This window comes from Acetanaerobacterium elongatum (genome assembly GCF_900103835.1).
Taxonomy (GTDB): domain Bacteria; phylum Bacillota; class Clostridia; order Oscillospirales; family Ruminococcaceae; genus Acetanaerobacterium; species Acetanaerobacterium elongatum.
Genome location: NZ_FNID01000017.1, coordinates 18,806 through 35,143 on the forward strand (window position 1 = coordinate 18,806; position 16,338 = coordinate 35,143).

General features: G+C 45.7%; 13 protein-coding genes. All 13 read right to left on the reverse strand.

Annotated features, from left to right (window positions below; genetic code table 11):
- Window positions 1–73: 73 nt before the first annotated feature.
- Entirely contained in the window at window positions 74–1,504 is a 1,431-nt protein-coding gene (purB, locus tag BLR50_RS07615; RefSeq protein WP_092640206.1) for an adenylosuccinate lyase, read from the reverse strand.
- Window positions 1,505–1,707: 203 nt separating this feature from the next.
- Window positions 1,708–2,988, reverse strand: coding sequence for an aspartate aminotransferase type Ic (locus BLR50_RS07620; protein ID WP_092640208.1), 1,281 nt, complete (start codon window positions 2,986–2,988; stop codon window positions 1,708–1,710).
- Window positions 2,989–3,158: 170 nt separating this feature from the next.
- Window positions 3,159–4,559 carry an asparagine--tRNA ligase gene (asnS, locus tag BLR50_RS07625; protein ID WP_092640210.1) on the reverse strand — a complete coding sequence of 467 codons (1,401 nt, stop codon included), beginning with the start codon at window positions 4,557–4,559 and terminating at the stop codon, window positions 3,159–3,161.
- 32 nt (window positions 4,560–4,591) lie between these two features.
- A complete protein-coding gene (locus tag BLR50_RS07630; RefSeq protein WP_092640212.1) occupies window positions 4,592–5,317 on the reverse strand; it encodes a TIGR03936 family radical SAM-associated protein in 726 nt (241 codons plus the stop codon).
- Entirely contained in the window at window positions 5,232–7,085 is a 1,854-nt protein-coding gene (locus BLR50_RS07635) for a TIGR03960 family B12-binding radical SAM protein (RefSeq protein ID WP_092640215.1), read from the reverse strand. Before BLR50_RS07635 ends, BLR50_RS07630 begins: the two co-directional genes overlap by 86 nt.
- 84 nt (window positions 7,086–7,169) lie before the next feature.
- Window positions 7,170–7,787: a site-2 protease family protein gene (locus tag BLR50_RS07640; protein WP_092640217.1), complete on the reverse strand. Its 618-nt coding sequence runs from the start codon at window positions 7,785–7,787 to the stop codon at window positions 7,170–7,172.
- Window positions 7,784–8,587, reverse strand: coding sequence for a M23 family metallopeptidase (locus BLR50_RS07645; RefSeq protein WP_092640219.1), 804 nt, complete (start codon window positions 8,585–8,587; stop codon window positions 7,784–7,786). Before BLR50_RS07645 ends, BLR50_RS07640 begins: the two co-directional genes overlap by 4 nt.
- A 90-nt stretch (window positions 8,588–8,677) precedes the next feature.
- Window positions 8,678–10,114: an Asp-tRNA(Asn)/Glu-tRNA(Gln) amidotransferase subunit GatB gene (gatB, locus tag BLR50_RS07650; RefSeq protein ID WP_092640221.1), complete on the reverse strand. Its 1,437-nt coding sequence runs from the start codon at window positions 10,112–10,114 to the stop codon at window positions 8,678–8,680.
- 42 nt (window positions 10,115–10,156) lie between these two features.
- A complete protein-coding gene (gene gatA, locus BLR50_RS07655) occupies window positions 10,157–11,620 on the reverse strand; it encodes an Asp-tRNA(Asn)/Glu-tRNA(Gln) amidotransferase subunit GatA (RefSeq protein WP_092640223.1) in 1,464 nt (487 codons plus the stop codon).
- 107 nt (window positions 11,621–11,727) lie between these two features.
- Window positions 11,728–12,000 carry an Asp-tRNA(Asn)/Glu-tRNA(Gln) amidotransferase subunit GatC gene (gatC, locus tag BLR50_RS07660; RefSeq protein ID WP_162840365.1) on the reverse strand — a complete coding sequence of 91 codons (273 nt, stop codon included), beginning with the start codon at window positions 11,998–12,000 and terminating at the stop codon, window positions 11,728–11,730.
- A gap of 155 nt (window positions 12,001–12,155) precedes the next feature.
- Window positions 12,156–14,147, reverse strand: coding sequence for an NAD-dependent DNA ligase LigA (gene ligA / locus BLR50_RS07665; RefSeq protein WP_092640227.1), 1,992 nt, complete (start codon window positions 14,145–14,147; stop codon window positions 12,156–12,158).
- Between the two features lie 160 nt (window positions 14,148–14,307).
- Entirely contained in the window at window positions 14,308–14,991 is a 684-nt protein-coding gene (gene yunB, locus BLR50_RS07670) for a sporulation protein YunB (RefSeq protein WP_092640229.1), read from the reverse strand.
- A 212-nt stretch (window positions 14,992–15,203) separates the two neighbouring features.
- Window positions 15,204–16,193 (reverse strand): 6-phosphofructokinase, encoded by a 990-nt coding sequence (pfkA, locus tag BLR50_RS07675; protein WP_092640231.1) that lies wholly within the window; start codon window positions 16,191–16,193, stop codon window positions 15,204–15,206.
- Window positions 16,194–16,338 lie beyond the last annotated feature (145 nt).

Consider the following 16,338-nt stretch of genomic DNA (forward strand, 5'->3'; position numbering starts at 1 on the left):
TAGCCGAACGATTAATGAAAATTGGCAATCACAACGATTATTATATTGTTTTCCACACAAAAAGTCAATAAAACTAAACACTTAACTCGGCTTTTTCACCAATTATTTCTTTATTAGCATCAAGAAGGGGTTTTACACAATTCATCGAAAATTCCTCAACCTGTTTCGATGCCCTGCCGGTGAAGTTTTGAGGCTTTAAAACAGAAAGGATGTCCTCTTTGGTTAGCTTAAATGCCTTGTCATTAACAATACGGTCAATTAAGTCGTTCTCCCCTCCCTGCTCCTTTACCACCTTTGCGGCCGCCAGAGAATGCTCCCGCAATTTCTCATGAAGCACCTGACGATCCCCGCCCTTTTTGACAGCCTGCATCATGATATTCTCAGTTGCCATAAACGGCAGTTCCTTCATTACCCGCTGCTCAATCACCTTGGGGTATACCACGATACCGTCGCATACGTTCAGCATGATATTCAGAATTGCATCCACACCTAAGAATGCCTCCGCCACGCTGATTCTCTTGTTTGCGGAATCGTCCAGTGTACGTTCAAACCATTGCGTTGCAGCGGTAAACGAAGGGTTCAGACTATCTACCATCACATATCTGGCCAGAGAGGTAATACGCTCGCTGCGCATAGGGTTACGCTTATAAGGCATCGCGGATGAACCAATTTGATTCTTTTCAAACGGCTCTTCCATCTCCTTAAAGCTTTGCAGGATACGCATGTCATTGGAGAATTTAGAGGCAGACTGGGCAATACCGCTCAGCGTAGCCAAAACCTGCGAATCTATCTTTCTGGAGTAGGTTTGCCCTGAAACCGGAACAACACCCTCAAAGCCCATGTCCTGTGCAATTAATGCTTCAAGGCGGCGGATTTTTTCATCGTTGCCGTCAAAAAGCTCCACAAAGCTTGCCTGAGTACCAGTTGTCCCCTTTGAGCCCAGCAGTTTGAGGCTTCTGATACGATATTCCACCTCATCGAAATCATATAGCAGCTCGTTCAGCCAAAGCGTAGCCCGCTTGCCGACGGTGGTAAGCTGAGCGGGCTGCAAGTGAGTATAAGCAAGTGCCGGTAAATCCTTGTATTTCAGCGCGAAATCGTTTAATAGTGCGATTACATTTAACAGCTTGCGGCGTACAACCTTCAATGCGTCGCGCATGACAATGATATCGGTATTGTCGCCCACATAACAGGAGGTTGCCCCCAGATGGATGATCCCCTTTGCCGTCGGGCACTGCAGACCATATGCATAAACATGTGCCATCACATCATGGCGTACCAGCCGTTCACGTTGTTCGGCTTCTTCATAGTTTATGTTGTCGATATTTTCCTCAAGCTCGCCAATCTGGGTGTCGGTTATATCCAGCCCCAGCGTCTTTTCAGCCTTTGCAAGCGCTACCCAAAGCCTTCTCCACGTTTTGAATTTTTTATCAGCGGAAAAGATATACTGCATCTCGTCGCTTGCATATCGCGTGCAGAATGGGCTTTCGTATGAGTTGTGCAAACTATACACCTCCGAATATTATCTGCTTGATAGAGCAATGTGTAAACTACGCTATTACTATCTGCAAAAGCATAGTAAAAAGAGCGCAATAATTATTATACCACGTTAAGCGTCTGTTGTTCTACTTTAATATTAAAAACGTCTAGCAAAAAAAATACCCGAAAAAGCTTTGCTCTTCGGATATTTTTAATAATTATAGCGAATTAAACACTTAATATCTTTTCGGCACCAGCAAGCTTTACGCACAAGCAGAAAAGCTCCATCGCTGTTTTAAGCTCTGAAAGAGGCGGGAAGGTTGGCGCAATACGGATGTTGCTATCATCCGGATCCTTACCGTAGGGGTATGTAGCACCGGCAGCGGTAAGTACGACTCCAGCTTCCTTACAAAGCTGTACAACGCGTTTTGCGCAACCATTGGGAACATTTACCGATATGAAATAGCCGCCATTCGGCTTATGAAAGCTTACAAGGCCCAGTTCGGTCAGCTCCCGCTCCAGCATGTTTGTAACCAGTTCAAACTTAGGGATAAGAACCTCCGCTTGCTTCTTCATATGCTGCCGGATACCGTCCATATTCTTAAAGTACTTCACATGCCGCAACTGGTTAAGCTTATCGGGGCCGATAGACTGAATTGTCAGGATGCTTTTAATCTGCTTGATGTTGTTTTCAGAAGCAGCCATTACTGCAACGCCGGAACCCGGGAACGAGATCTTCGAGGTAGAGGCAAACTCGAAAACCATATCCTCGGTACCCGCAGCTTTGCATTCATCAAAGATATTTAGCAGCTGATCGGCTATATACAGATCATGAACTGCGTAGGCATTATCCCAGAAAATTCTGAAGTCTTCGGCTGCGGGCTTCAGGTGGGCAAAACGCTTTACAACGGCATCCGAGTAGGTAATGCCCTCGGGGTTTGAATATTTCGGCACACACCAAATACCCTTAATTGCACTGTCATTGGATACAAGGCGTTCAACCTCATCCATATCGGGGCCATCGCTGTTCATCTTGATGGTAATAAGCTCAAAGCCAAACAGCTCGGTAATAGCAAAATGGCGGTCATACCCCGGAGACGGGCAAAGGAATTTTATCTTATCAAGCTTCATCCACGGCTGTTTTGAACCGTAAACACCGTGTGTCATCGCCCGGGAGATAGCATCAAACATCATGTTCAGGCTGGAATTACCACCTATGATGATATTCTGTGCGGGTATACCCAGCATATCTGAAAATAAGCGTTTTGCTTCAGGTATACCGTCAAGCAGGCCATAATTTCTGCAGTCAGTACCATCCTCGGCCTTCATAACATCGCTGCTGCTTAAACAATCGAAAATACCGTTTGAGATATCCAACTGTGATGAGGAAGGCTTACCACGCGACATATCTAGCTTTAATCCGGCAGCTTTCATTTCACTATATTGTGATTCCCACTGCTTTTTTAACTCCAGAATGTGCTCTCTGGGTTGCTGTGCAAGCTTTAACATGAATAGATCCCCCTGTAATACTGCATAAAAGATCAAGTGAACATAAAATGATGATAGATAAATAACATGCTTATTGTAATATACTTTTAATGTTTTTGCAAGTTTATTTTTGAACGCTTGCAAATTTGTATTACTAGTATATGAAATAGTGCTATGGGGGTTCCTATTGTTTAAAACTCACAAAGACCAGTGGTGCGTGGAAACGGAAGCACATCACGGATATTAGTGATACCGGTTAGATACATTACAAGCCGTTCAAAACCAAGCCCAAAGCCTGCATGGCGGGTACCGCCGTATCTTCTGAGGTCGAGATACCATGAGTAATCCTCTGTCGCTAAGCCCAGCTCGTTCATTCTTGAAGTAAGAACATCCAAGCGCTCTTCACGCTGGCTTCCGCCAATCAGCTCACCAATGCCGGGCACCAGCATATCCATAGCCGCAACCGTCTTACCGTCGCTATTCAAACGCATATAGAATGCCTTAATCTCCTTAGGATAGTCAATCACAAAAACCGGCTTCTTAAAGATCTGTTCGGTTAAGAACCGCTCATGTTCAGTTTGAAGGTCACAGCCCCAAGAAACAGGATATTCAAAGGCTTCATTATTCTGCTTGAGCAGCTCCACTGCCTCTGTATAGGTTACACAACCAAAATCAGCGTTCACAATGGAGGTAAGCCGCTCGATAAGCGCCTTATCCTTATCATAGAAGTCATTAAAGAATTGCATCTCTTGAGGACAGGTTTGTAATACATAGCTAATTACAAACTTCACCATGCGTTCTGCAAGACGCATATCATCAGAAAGGTCTGCAAACGCAATCTCCGGCTCAATCATCCAAAACTCGGCGGCATGGCGGGGGGTGTTGGAGTTTTCAGCCCGGAAGGTCGGCCCAAAGGTATACACCTTTCCGAATGCAAGTGCCATGCATTCAGCCTCAAGCTGACCGGAAACCGTAAGACTTGCGGGCTTTTCGAAAAAGTCGCGGCTAAAATCCACTCTTCCCTGTTCTGTGAGCGGCGGGTTTAAAGAGTCCAGCGTGGTTACGCGGAACATCTCGCCCGCGCCCTCGCAATCGCTGCCGGTAATAATCGGGGTGTGCGCGTAAACAAACCCATCTTCCTGGAAGAATTTGTGAATGGCATAGGCCGCTGCCGAACGTACCCTGAATGCTGCGCTGAAGGTATTGGTGCGGGGGCGCAGATGCTGTATTGTTCGCAGAAATTCCAAGCTGTGTCGCTTTTTCTGCAGCGGGTAATCGGGAGTGGACACCCCTTCAATCTCTGCGGCAACCGCATGAATCTCCAATGGTTGTTTGGCCTCGGGTGTTAGCACAACGTTACCGTGTATAATTATAGCTGAGCCAACGTTCAGCTTGGTAATCTCGCGATAATTCGTTAGCTTGGCTTCCTCCATCACTATCTGCAGGTTTATAAAACAGCTTCCGTCATTTAATTCGATAAAACAGAGTGCTTTGGAATCACGCAAGGTTTTAATCCATCCGCATACCGTTACCTGTTGATTTGCATAATTATTTGCATTTGAAAACAACGTTTTTATTTCTACCCGTTCCATATTGATGTTTCATATCCTTTCGTTATGTTGCATTATTCAAAGGGATGAAGCTCTTTATCCAATAAAATAGTGCGCAATACAGTAATATGGCTGAAACTGCTTGGATTTTGCTGCTGAAAAGCCTTGATAAGCAGGGATGGATTTAACCCCTCATTTACCCCTGCCGTCAAACGAAGGGCTATTACTACGTTACCTTCCTGCTTTGATGCAGATGCCTCTCCGATGTAATCCTTAAGGTTTACTTCCTTAAACCCTTTTTTTGTTTTCTTCTGGCTCATTATCTCTGGCTGTGCGATAAAGGCTTCCCACAGAGGAAGAAAATTATCAGGCTGCGTACCATGCACTGTTAACTGATACTCAGAGAATGCAATATCCTCAAATTTTTTTTGAGGTTCTGCGGCTTGCAATACTCGAATTTCAGGTGGTAGCGCCTCGTTAAGACGCTTAATAAGCGATGGCATGGCAAGCTCTTCAGTAAGTTTAAAATCCATGGTTTCATAGACGCTCTCAAAGCCAAGCGAAAGCGGCATAGCGAAGGTTACATACATATGCGGGTTAAAGCCCTGTGTGTACCATACGGGTATCTTTGAACGTTTAAGCGCTCGCTGCATGCAGCGCATCATGTCCAAGTGTGAAATGTAGGCCGCGCGACCTAGCTTTGAAAAGCGGATTCTAACGTTGTTCAACGCACACCCCCCTTTCGGCATCGCTGGCTCCACAGCCTGCACAGCGAATTCTGCAATGCGGGGTAGTTTCATTTTTGTGTGCCGTTTGATTCTCACGCACTAAAAACGACTTGGTAATATAATAATCCAAATGGTCCCACGGCATAACCTCGTCGTAGGTTCTTGCCCGGTTTGCATAAAACGCTGGGTCTAACCCTTTTGACTTCATGGCATTTTCCCAAGTTGAATAATGGAAGCATTCGGTCCAGCTATCAAAAAAACTGCCATTATGGTAAGCCTCTTCTATCACCTCGCCTAACCGGCGGTCACCACGGGCAAGCACAGCCTCGAGCAAACTTGCATCCACACCGCTCCAACTGACAGTTATCTTTCGGTCTTTTCTTACAGCTTCCAGCAATGCACTGTGCTTATGAATTACCGACTCGCGTGTGTCCTGCGGCTCAAATTCAAAGGGTGTAAACGGTTTCGGAACAAAGGTTGCAACGCTTACGCTCACCGTTACCCCCTTCCCTTTCTGGCGGGTAGGAAGTGAATAATAAAGATCAACAACCTTTTGAGCCAACTCAATAATGCCCAGTACATCTTCCATGGTTTCGGTTGGAAGTCCAAGCATAAAATACAGCTTTACCGCAGTATAACCACCTTCAAACGCGGTTTTACAAGTATTCAGTATCTCATCCTCGGTGATATTCTTATTTATAACATCGCGCAGGCGCTGTGTTCCCGCCTCCGGCGCGAAGGTAAGGCCGCTTTTGCGAACCCGTTTAATCTTCTCCATCAGTTCTTCCGAGAAGTTATCGATACGCAGGCTTGGCAGCGCCAGATTTATTTTCTCACTGCTTGTCCAGTCTATCATCGCACCTAAGAGGTCATTGAGCTGTGAATAGTCGCTGGTACTGAGGGAGGAAAGTGAAACCTCTTCATATCCGGTGCTTTCACACAGGCTGTGCGCATCATTGTTCAAGGTGTTTGCATCCTTTTCGCGCAGTGGGCGGTAGATAAACCCGGCCTGACAGAACCTACATCCACGCAAACAACCACGCATCACCTCTAACTGAGCACGGTCAAACACAATATCCACAAAAGGAACTACAAACTGTTTAGGGTAGAACACCTTGTCCAGATCTTTAATAATAGCTTTTCTTATACGGTTCGGTGCACCGTCATGCGCGGTTACCTTAGCAATGGTTCCATCATGGTTATAGTCCACCGTATATAGAGAAGGAGCATATACTCCTTCAATTTGCGCAGCCTGTTTTAGGAATTCACGTTTACTGAGCTTCTGCTCCTTCGCCTTTATATAAAGGTCACTGAGTAACAGGATATGTTCTTCTCCCTCGCCGAGCATAAAAAGGTCGATAAAATCTGCCATCGGTTCCGGGTTGCAGGTACAAGGCCCGCCCGCAACCACCAGCGGTGAAAGGTCATGCCGATCGCATGCCTTCAGCGGTACACCGGCTAAATCCAGCATGTTCAATACATTGGTATAGCTCAGTTCGTATTGAAGGGAAAATCCGATAATATCAAAACCGGCAATCGGATCTAAGCTTTCAAGACCATATAAGGGGATATGATACTCGCGCATCTTCTGCTGCATATCCAGCCACGGGGTAAAAACCCGTTCACACCAAATCTCTTCGCGGCTGTTCAGCAGTGAATATAATATCTTCATGCCAAGGTGTGACATACCCACCTCGTAGGTATCAGGGAAACAAAACGCAAAACGAAGCTTGACATCTTTAGGATTCTTAACCACACAGCCAAGCTCACCGCCAATATATCTGGCCGGCTTCTCTACTGATGTAAGGAAACTGTCAAGTGTTTCTTTAAGCTGCAACATAGATTTGTCCTTTCAAACTCGCATAAGGGTACAAAATCGCTCCAATACCATATCATACCTCATTAAGCACATGAACACAATACATTATGCCGATTTATTCGGTGCATAGCTTTTCTTTGGCTTAATACTAAACAACAAACCTGCCAGAAGAAAAAGTGATACGGCTAGCAGACTGAAATTGGTGCGTGTTTGTAATAATAAAATGATACCGAGCACAACAAGCGGCACCAGTATAATTAGTGAAATTGCAAATGCTACCCTGTTTCCTGTTTGGGAGCCCCAGAAATGAGTACACAATAAGTTTACTACCATACCACCGTCTAAAGAGCCTACCGGCAGCAGATTGAACACCCCAATGGCAAGATTCACTGCTGCTATTAAAGAGACTGAAGGCAAGGCTGCACCGCTGCATAAAAAGAACAGCAGAATATTGACAGAAGGCCCAGCAAGCAGTGTGATAATCTCTTCGTGCAGCAGTAAGGAATCGGCTTTTACAATCCTGATGCCAAAAATCTCAAAGCTGACAGAAAGTATATTCCCCTTAAACAGCAGCATCGCCAGTAGATGGGCAAGCTCATGTGCAGCAGAGGATATAAACGCATAAAGCACCACACCGGAACGATCAACCGTCAACAGCAAGGCCAATACCGCAATGAAAAGAAACTTTACCTCAATGCGAACACCATAAAACTGAAAGCTCATAAGCTTTCACCTTTATCGAACACCCACATCGGGTCGGCCGCCACACTGTCTTTACGCATCTCAAAATGCAGGTGAGGGCCGGTTGTTTCTCCTGTGCTGCCAACCAGTGCAATGATTTCCCCGCGCTTGATTTTTGCTCCCTTAGGGGCAAGGATTTTCTCACAGTGGCAGTATCTTGTTTCAAAACCGGCACCGTGATTCAGTATTATCACATTGCCATATATTCTTGAAAAGGTAATCTCCTTAACAGTTCCGCCAATCGCCGCCATAATTCTTGTCCCCTTAGGAGCGCAGATATCTATACCGGTGTGAAAATCCGGCTTACCGGTTATAGGGTGGGTACGATAACCAAAATCACTTAATACATTACCACCCTCAACCGGAAACGTAACCCCAGTAAAAACCATAATCGGTGAAAGCGTTGTTCCCTTTGGGGCTTTCAGGTATTTTAAATTTTTAAAAGAAGAAACAGGCATCTCTCCTCCCATGCCTGTTTCTTCTTTTTGAGTATCATTTAGAAATGAAAAGGTTTTGCTGACGGCATTTTCAATGGAATCGAGGTTTTCGCTCAACACCTTACCGGTAAAGCTTTCGCGAATGATTTCATTATATGATTGTTTTAATGTATCGTAGGCGCCTGCCCCGAATTGTTTTACAACGACCGCCGAAAGCAGAATTAATACGCACAAAAACAGCTGAAGCGTTAATATTTTTATATAACTTCCGCTGATGTTTGCGCTATCCTTTTGGTTTGCCTTTGACGCTCTGCTGCGGTACTCTGTTCTGGTTATTTCCGACATATACGTCACTCCTCTGAGGATAGTATATTCAAAACAACGTCAAAAAATAACCGAACAGGCGCTTAGGTTAAAAATATAAAAAAACAACTGCTAATTCTTTTCAATAATCGATAATAAAATCTCGCGAAGAACGGTTGGGTTTCCTTGCCCCTTCGATGCTCGCATACACTGGCCAACCAAAAAACCAAGTACATTGGTTTTACCCTTTTTATAATCTTCAATTGATTTTTGGTTTGCGGCAATAATTTCCTGAGCAATAGCTTCAAGCGCAGAGGTATCGCTGATTTGTGCAAGCCCCTTTTCCTCAATTACCTTCTCTGGAGATACATCAGCGTCAACGATAACCTCAAGTACAGTTTTTCCCGCAGTATTGGAGATGATTCCCTTGTCAATAAGAGCAATCATATGGGTAAGATTCTTGGAGGTAAGCCTAGTCGCAGAAATCTCGCAATTACGTTCGTTTAATATCCTTGTAACGTCGCCAAGCAGCCAATTAAGAATATTCTTCGGTTCACAGATGTTTAGGGCAACACAATCCTCAAAAAAATGTGCCTTCTCAATGTTTTCAACCAGCAAACCGGCTTCAAATTCCGGCAGCCCGTATTCACTGATATACCGCATCTGCTTTTTGTTGGGCAGCTCGGGAATGCTATCTTTTAGGCGTTTCAGTTCTTTCTCATCCACTACAATAGTGCCCAAATCAGGCTCCGGGAAGTAGCGGTAATCCATTGCGTCTTCCTTGCTTCGAAGTATAAAGTTCTTTCCCTTTACATCATCCCAGCGACGGGTTTCCTGAAAGATTTCTTCGCCTTTTTCCAGTGCCTCTATCTGCCGCTGTGCCTCATATTCAATAGCTCTTACCGTACCGCTGAAGCCGTTAACATTCTTCATCTCAACGCGAGTTCCGAAATGTTCGGCGCCCTTTTTCATAACAGAAACGTTTACATCGCAGCGAATCGAACCCTCCTGCATCTTGCAGTCGGAGATGTCAAGGTATTGCAGTATGGAACGGATGGTGTCAAGGTATGCCTTCGCCTCTGCGGAGCTGCGCATATCCGGCTCGGAAACTATCTCAATCAGCGGCACCCCGCAGCGGTTGAAATCTACGAGGGAGCCGGAAAAGCTGTCGTCGTGCAGCAGTTTGCCAGCATCCTCTTCAATATGAATTCTTGTTACACCGATGCGCTTCTGTGCACCGTTAACCAATACATCAACATACCCATGCTCACAAAGCGGGATATCATATTGAGAAATCTGATATGCCTTGGGCAGGTCGGGATAGAAATAGCTTTTCCGGTCCTGCTTGCAGACATTGTTGATGGTGCAGTTTAACGCATAACCCATCTTAACAGCCGATTTCACCACCTGTTTGTTGAGCGTGGGCAGCGTGCCGGGCATTCCCGTACACTTGGGGCAGATGTTGGTATTAACCTCGCCGCCAAAGGCATTTTTGCAGGAGCAATATATCTTGGTTTTGGTGTTCAGCTCGGCATGAACCTCAAGCCCCACCACTACTTCATATTCCATATTAACCTCCAGAAATGAATTCCTTCCATAAGGGTATGTCTGTTACACAGGAACATGTACAACCTTCTGCGGCCCGCCAGTAAGCGCTTCGTAAAAGCTTGCAACATCAAATAGCTTTTGTTCAGTAAACTTAGCACCAATAATCTGCATGCCGACAGGTAAGCCCTTAGAGTCCTTGCCGCAGGGTACGGAGATTGCAGGCAGCCCGGCAATGTTTACGGTAACCGTACAGATATCGGAAGCATACATCTTCACCGGGTCGCTTACCTTTTCACCAAGCTTAAAGGCGGTATCCGGTGCGGTGGGGGTAATAATTATATCACAGCCCTTAAACGCCTCTTCAAACTCCAGCGAGATACGTTTCTGGAACAGCTTGGCCTTTTTATAGTAGGCATCATAATATCCTGAGCTCAGCACAAAGGTTCCAAGCATAATTCGGCGTTTTACCTCGTCACCAAAGCCCTCGCTGCGCGTTTTCTCGTACATATCAATCAGGCCGTCAAAGCTCTCGGTACGGTAACCGTATTTTACCCCGTCAAACCTCGCCAGATTGGAGGATGCCTCTGCCGACGAAATAATATAATAGGCGGAAAGTGCGTTATCGGTGCTTGGCAGCGAAATCTGCTTTACAACAGCGCCTGCCTTCTCCAACTCCGACACAGCAGCTGTCACAGCCTTTTTAACCTCTGCATCCACACCTTCGCCGAAGTATTCCTTGGGCAATCCAATTCTTAACCCTCTGATATCGGTACAGTTTGCCGTAAAGCGGGGGTACTTACAAATTACGCTAGTTGCGTCGTTTTCATCCCGGCCACAGATGGCACTATACAGCATCGCCACATCCTCAACGCACCGCCCAAACGGGCCGATCTGATCCAGTGACGAAGCAAAAGCCACCAAACCGTAACGTGATACGCTGCCATAGGTAGGCTTTAAACCGACAATGCCGCAGTAAGAAGCCGGCATACGGATGGAACCGCCGGTATCAGACCCCAGCGACAAAAACACCTCGCCTGCCGCTACGGCTGCAGCAGAGCCACCAGAGGAACCGCCGGGAACGCAAGATAGATTGTGGGGGTTCTTGGTCTTTTTAAAGTAGGAATTCTCGCAGGAGGAACCCATTGCAAACTCATCCATATTCAGCTTGCCGGTCATCACCATATCCTGTGAACACAGCTTATCAATAACGGTGGCATTATATGGCGGCACAAAACTATAAAGCATCTTGGAGGCACAGGTAGTAAGCACCCCTTTTGTGCAGATGTTATCCTTTATGCCAATTGGCACACCAGCTATCGGAGAGAGCGCTTCACCCTTTGCCCGCTTCTCATCTACCTCTTTAGCTTTATTGAGGGCTTCTTCTTTTGTAACGGCAAGGTAAGCCTCAACCTTGCCCTCCACCTCTTCAATTCGATCAAAAACTGATTTTGTTGCCTCTACCGCAGAGCAATCCTTGCTCGCGAGCTTTTTTGAAAGTTCTGTTGCTGTTAGTTCGTAAAGATTCATAGCCTCCGCCGTTTCTCCGCGCCATGTAATATCAATGTCCCACACATCCCGCACGGAAGATGAGGGGGTAAATGCTTTTTAAGGTATTGCCTGCCAAAGTTTTAATACTACTCTTCAACTACCTTGGGAACAACGAAACAGCCCGCTTCCACCTGCGGGGCGTTTTTGAGCATATCTGTCCGCTTTACCGAAGCCCCTATCACATCCTCACGAAGAACCATCGGGTCATTCCGGTCTAACGAAAGGGTTAGATCAGAAACGTCCGGGAGCTTGTCTACCATATCCACGATACTCTGCATATCCCGTTCAAACTTTGGGATATCCTGCTCACTGATTTTGAGCCGTGACAACTTGGCCACCTTTTTAATGTCGATGTTCATATTAAGAACCATGTCCTTTCTTTGGGGTTCTATGCCCAAAAGCAAGGACATAAAACCGATTATAAAAGTGCCGGCACCGCATAGCGGCAGGAAGGGGCCGCCCTAATAGGCTGCTTTTCGAAAGTTGAAAGACATTCTTTCAACCTACCTCCATATTATACGCGATTTTCACCGCACATCTTTAACAAATCTTCCTCTGTAATAACCGTTACACCAAGCTCCTGAGCCTTCGTCAGCTTACTGCCCGCAGCCTCGCCCGCAACCACATAACTGGTTTTTTTAGAAACACTGGATGAGGCTTTTCCGCCTAAATCCTCAATAAGTTTCGTGGCCTCGTCGCGTGAAAGCGTCGGCAGTGTACCGGTAAGCACAAAGGTAAGCCCGGCAAACTGATTACCGGTGGGCGCCAATGTTGACACCATATTCACTCCGGCTGCCTTAAGCCGTTCGATAAGGTCTTTGGTGCCGCTCAGTGTAAAAAAGCTGAATACGCTCTGAGCCATAACCTCGCCAAAGCCTTCAATGGATGCAATCTCATCCACACTGGCTTTCATGAGCTGATCTATGGTTTTAAACTGCTTTGCCAGCAGTTGTGCCGCTTTCTGGCCTATATTGCGTATGCCTAAGCCGAAAAGCAACCGGGAAAGATCTGCACTCTTTGATTTTTCAATTGAATTCATCAGGTTTGCTGCCGATTTTTCCCCCATTCGCTCAAGCTTTATAACCTCCTGCGGTGATAGGGTATATAAATCGGCAACCGAACGAATAAGCCCGTTGTTGACAAGAACTTCTATCACTGCAGGGCCCATTCCCTCAATATCCATCGCGTCACGGGAAACGAAATGAACAATATTCTTTAATAGCGTAGCAGGGCATTCAGGATTCACACACCGTATTACCGCCTCATCCGGCTGACGTGAAACCGCTTCTCCACAGGACGGGCAATGCGTTGGCATCTGAAACGGCTGCGCATCCTCTCCGTGCGCCGCAACACTCAACACCTCAGGGATAATCTCGCCCGCCTTGCGTACCACAATCGTATCACCAATACAGATATTCTTCTCTTTGATGAAATCCTCATTATGAAGCACCGCGCGGCTTACGGTCGTACCCGCAAGCGTTATCGGCTCAAAAACAGCTGTAGGTGTAAGTGCACCGGTTCTGCCGACATTGATTTCAATATCAAGCAGCTTTGTAGTCTTCTCTTCGGGCGGATACTTAAACGCTACTGCCCAACGGGGGAATTTTGCCGTAGCTCCAAGGCTTTCCCGATCTGAAAAGCTATCTACCTTTACAACAGCGCCATCGATATCAAACGGGTATGTCCCTCGACTTTGGCCGATATTTTTAATCTCATTTATTACTTCATCTATACTTTTAAAGCATTTATAAGAGGGGATCACCTTAAACCCAAGTGATTTCATATAATCCAGAGACTGACGGTGGGAAGATAATATCTCCCCTTGAAGCTGCTGAATATTAAATACAAAAATGTCCAACTTGCGGGAAGCAGTAATCTTCGGGTCCTTCTGCCTCAGGGAACCGGCTGCGGCATTGCGCGGATTTTTAAAGGGCGTGACTTTCTCCATTTCCTGACGCTTTATAACCTCTTCAAAGCTTTTTAACGGCATATAAACCTCGCCGCGAACCTCTATACCTGCCAGTTGTTTTTTCAAGCGTAACGGTATCGAGGAGATGGTTTTAATATTGGCGGTAACATCCTCACCCGTAAAGCCGTCACCACGGGTAGATGCTCGCACCAGTACCCCGTCTTGATACTCCAGTGAAACGGAAAGCCCATCAATTTTAGGCTCTACAACATATAAAGGGTTGCTAATCGTTTCCCGAACTCTGCGATCGAACTCCTTAACCTCTTCATACGAAAAAACGTCCTGAAGGCTGCCCATCTGCACCGTATGAGCCACAGGTTCAAAGGTATTCAACGCCTTGCCGCCCACACGCTGTGAAGGAGAATCCGGCGTGAGCAACTCCGGGTATTGTTGCTCGATGTCTATTAACTCATGCAGCAGCTTATCGTACTCGAAATCACTTACAGTGGGGTTATCCATCACATAATACTGATAAGCATATTCCTCCAACAGCGGTTTGATCTCAGCTACCCTCTGTTTTGCGGCATTCAAATCCATAAGAATACCTCTTCCTAAAGTTAAAAATACAATATATTGTTAGTATACCATGATAAATAACATCCAGGTATGCCACTATAACAGCTCACTCGTGAATTGAGGCAGAAAATTCTGCTATGTATACTTTGTTTAGTATACCATATTTATAACCATTTTTAAATTATTTTTGATCGGCATAATCGTTAATTTTCGAAATTGTAGATGAATTATCGCCATTGATATCGGTAAAAGAATTTGGCACCTTTCCTACAATAATCGTATCCACGATCAAGAAATTACAGGGCACCACCACCTTGCTGGAGGTTCCGGCGATTACCGCAGTTACTGTAACATTTACGCTTAGCAGAATTTGGTGGCGTGTTTGGTTAATACCCGCAGCCTCAAAGGAATGTGAAAGGTCGGTAGAGACATCCCCCGTTGGAACAATTTTAAAGGGCAGATTCGGCCCGCGCCCCATAAAGGCCTGTGCCCCCAGCAGTGTACCAAGATGCACCTTAATTTCGGTACTTTCCATTGAAGATAGCTTCTCAAGGATTGCCGCGCTAATTCTGGACTTTAAGATATTGACGGCCATTGAATTGGTCTGTATTGCAGTTATCGCGCCAGAACTATCGGTGGAAAGCGTGATAATGTCATTATACTTCACTGCGTTATTTTCAAGCTCGTTACATACCGCATCGTTAATCATGCGTGCGGATATTATTTTAGCCTCATACTCCGCAAAGGTTTTTATAACCGGCCTCATTCTGATATCACAGATAATAAGTACCACAACGATTATGACCAAAGTAATAAGTATCTTCAACTCAACCTGCTGCCATCTATTCATTCTTACTCTGCGCATGCTGCAACCACGGCCTTTCAATGCTGTTTAATATATAAAAAGGCTGTATTTGATAAAAAGCTGTGAGAATTCACATGTTTTTATGCAATTAAGCTACAGTTATATATATTCGCTGTTGCGGCATTATGTGACAGTAAGCGTATGTTAGTTATAGATGATAGCATAAGAAAAAGCCTCCCATCGCTGAGAGGCCTGATTGGATGCTGAATAAATCAGATAGAAATCTGGTGTGCTACCTCGTAGGTATGCATATCAATTGTTTTTTTCATCTGCAGTGCTTCGTAGATATCGATATCTACTATCTTATTGTCTCTCATAACAACCACACGGTTGCCGATACCTCTGTTTAAAAGCTCTACCGCATAGTTACCCATTAAACTTGCGTTTACGCGGTCTTCAACTGTGGGAGAACCGCCTCGCTGTACATGCCCAAGCACGGTAGCACGTGTTTCAATACCGGTTTCGGTCTGAATACGTTTAGCCAATTCATCAATACTGGGATTATTTTCGGCTACTACACCCTCGGCAACAACAATAATGAAATGCTGCTTGCCGGTTTTACGGGTGTTCATCATTCTGTCGTAGATATCGCGTTTAAAATCAAACGGCACTTCAGGAACAAGAATAGATGTAGCACCGCAGGCAATACCAGTATTCAGCGCAATATAGCCCGCATGACGACCCATTACCTCTACCACACTGCAGCGGTCGTGAGACTGGGTAGTATCACGCAGCCTATCCACCATCTGCATGGCAGTGTTCATAGCGGTATCAAATCCAATAGTGTAATCAGACGAGGCAATGTCGTTATCAATCGTGCCGGGAAGGCCTACACAAGGAATACCAAGCAACGATAAATCGCGAGCACCCCTGAAGGAACCGTCGCCACCGATAACAACAATGCCGTCAAGCCCGGCAGCTTGACAGGTCTTTTTTGCCTTTTCAAGACCTGCTTGCTCACGAAATTCCGGGCAGCGCGCGGTGTAAAGAATAGTACCGCCGCGGTGAATGATATCCGATACGCTTCTAAGGTTCATTTCTACCATGTCACCGGAAATGAGGCCATTATAGCCATGACGTATGCCAAGCACACGCATACCCATGTGCAAGCCCGTTCTTACCACAGAACGAACGGTAGCATTCATACCGGGGGCGTCTCCGCCACTGGTAAGAACACCGATTGTTTTTACTGAATCACTCATCATAGAACATCCTTTCTGAAATACCGGGGAAACGTGCGTTGTTAAAACGATTACACAAAATCCTAGCCTGATATATTTTTCAGACTTCCCCTTTTAAGGATTTATCCTCTTCCCGCTTTACGGAGATCTCAACTCTAATCATACC

Bases quoted from the DNA above. Each gene is read 5' to 3' on its own strand.
- ligA (WP_092640227.1), bottom strand. From the start codon at position 14,147: ATGGATTTGAATGCCGCAAAACAGAGGGTAGCTGAGATCAAACCGCTG.
- BLR50_RS07645 (WP_092640219.1), bottom strand. From the start codon at position 8,587: ATGTCGGAAATAACCAGAACAGAGTACCGCAGCAGAGCGTCAAAGGCA.
- BLR50_RS07620 (WP_092640208.1), bottom strand. From the start codon at position 2,988: ATGTTAAAGCTTGCACAGCAACCCAGAGAGCACATTCTGGAGTTAAAA.
- gatA (WP_092640223.1), bottom strand. From the start codon at position 11,620: ATGAATCTTTACGAACTAACAGCAACAGAACTTTCAAAAAAGCTCGCG.
- BLR50_RS07640 (WP_092640217.1), bottom strand. From the start codon at position 7,787: ATGAGCTTTCAGTTTTATGGTGTTCGCATTGAGGTAAAGTTTCTTTTC.
- gatC (WP_162840365.1), bottom strand. From the start codon at position 12,000: ATGAACATCGACATTAAAAAGGTGGCCAAGTTGTCACGGCTCAAAATC.
- yunB (WP_092640229.1), bottom strand. From the start codon at position 14,991: ATGCGCAGAGTAAGAATGAATAGATGGCAGCAGGTTGAGTTGAAGATA.
- asnS (WP_092640210.1), bottom strand. From the start codon at position 4,559: ATGGAACGGGTAGAAATAAAAACGTTGTTTTCAAATGCAAATAATTAT.
- BLR50_RS07635 (WP_092640215.1), bottom strand. From the start codon at position 7,085: ATGTTGCAGCTTAAAGAAACACTTGACAGTTTCCTTACATCAGTAGAG.
- BLR50_RS07630 (WP_092640212.1), bottom strand. From the start codon at position 5,317: ATGAAACTACCCCGCATTGCAGAATTCGCTGTGCAGGCTGTGGAGCCA.
- pfkA (WP_092640231.1), bottom strand. From the start codon at position 16,193: ATGAGTGATTCAGTAAAAACAATCGGTGTTCTTACCAGTGGCGGAGAC.
- gatB (WP_092640221.1), bottom strand. From the start codon at position 10,114: ATGGAATATGAAGTAGTGGTGGGGCTTGAGGTTCATGCCGAGCTGAAC.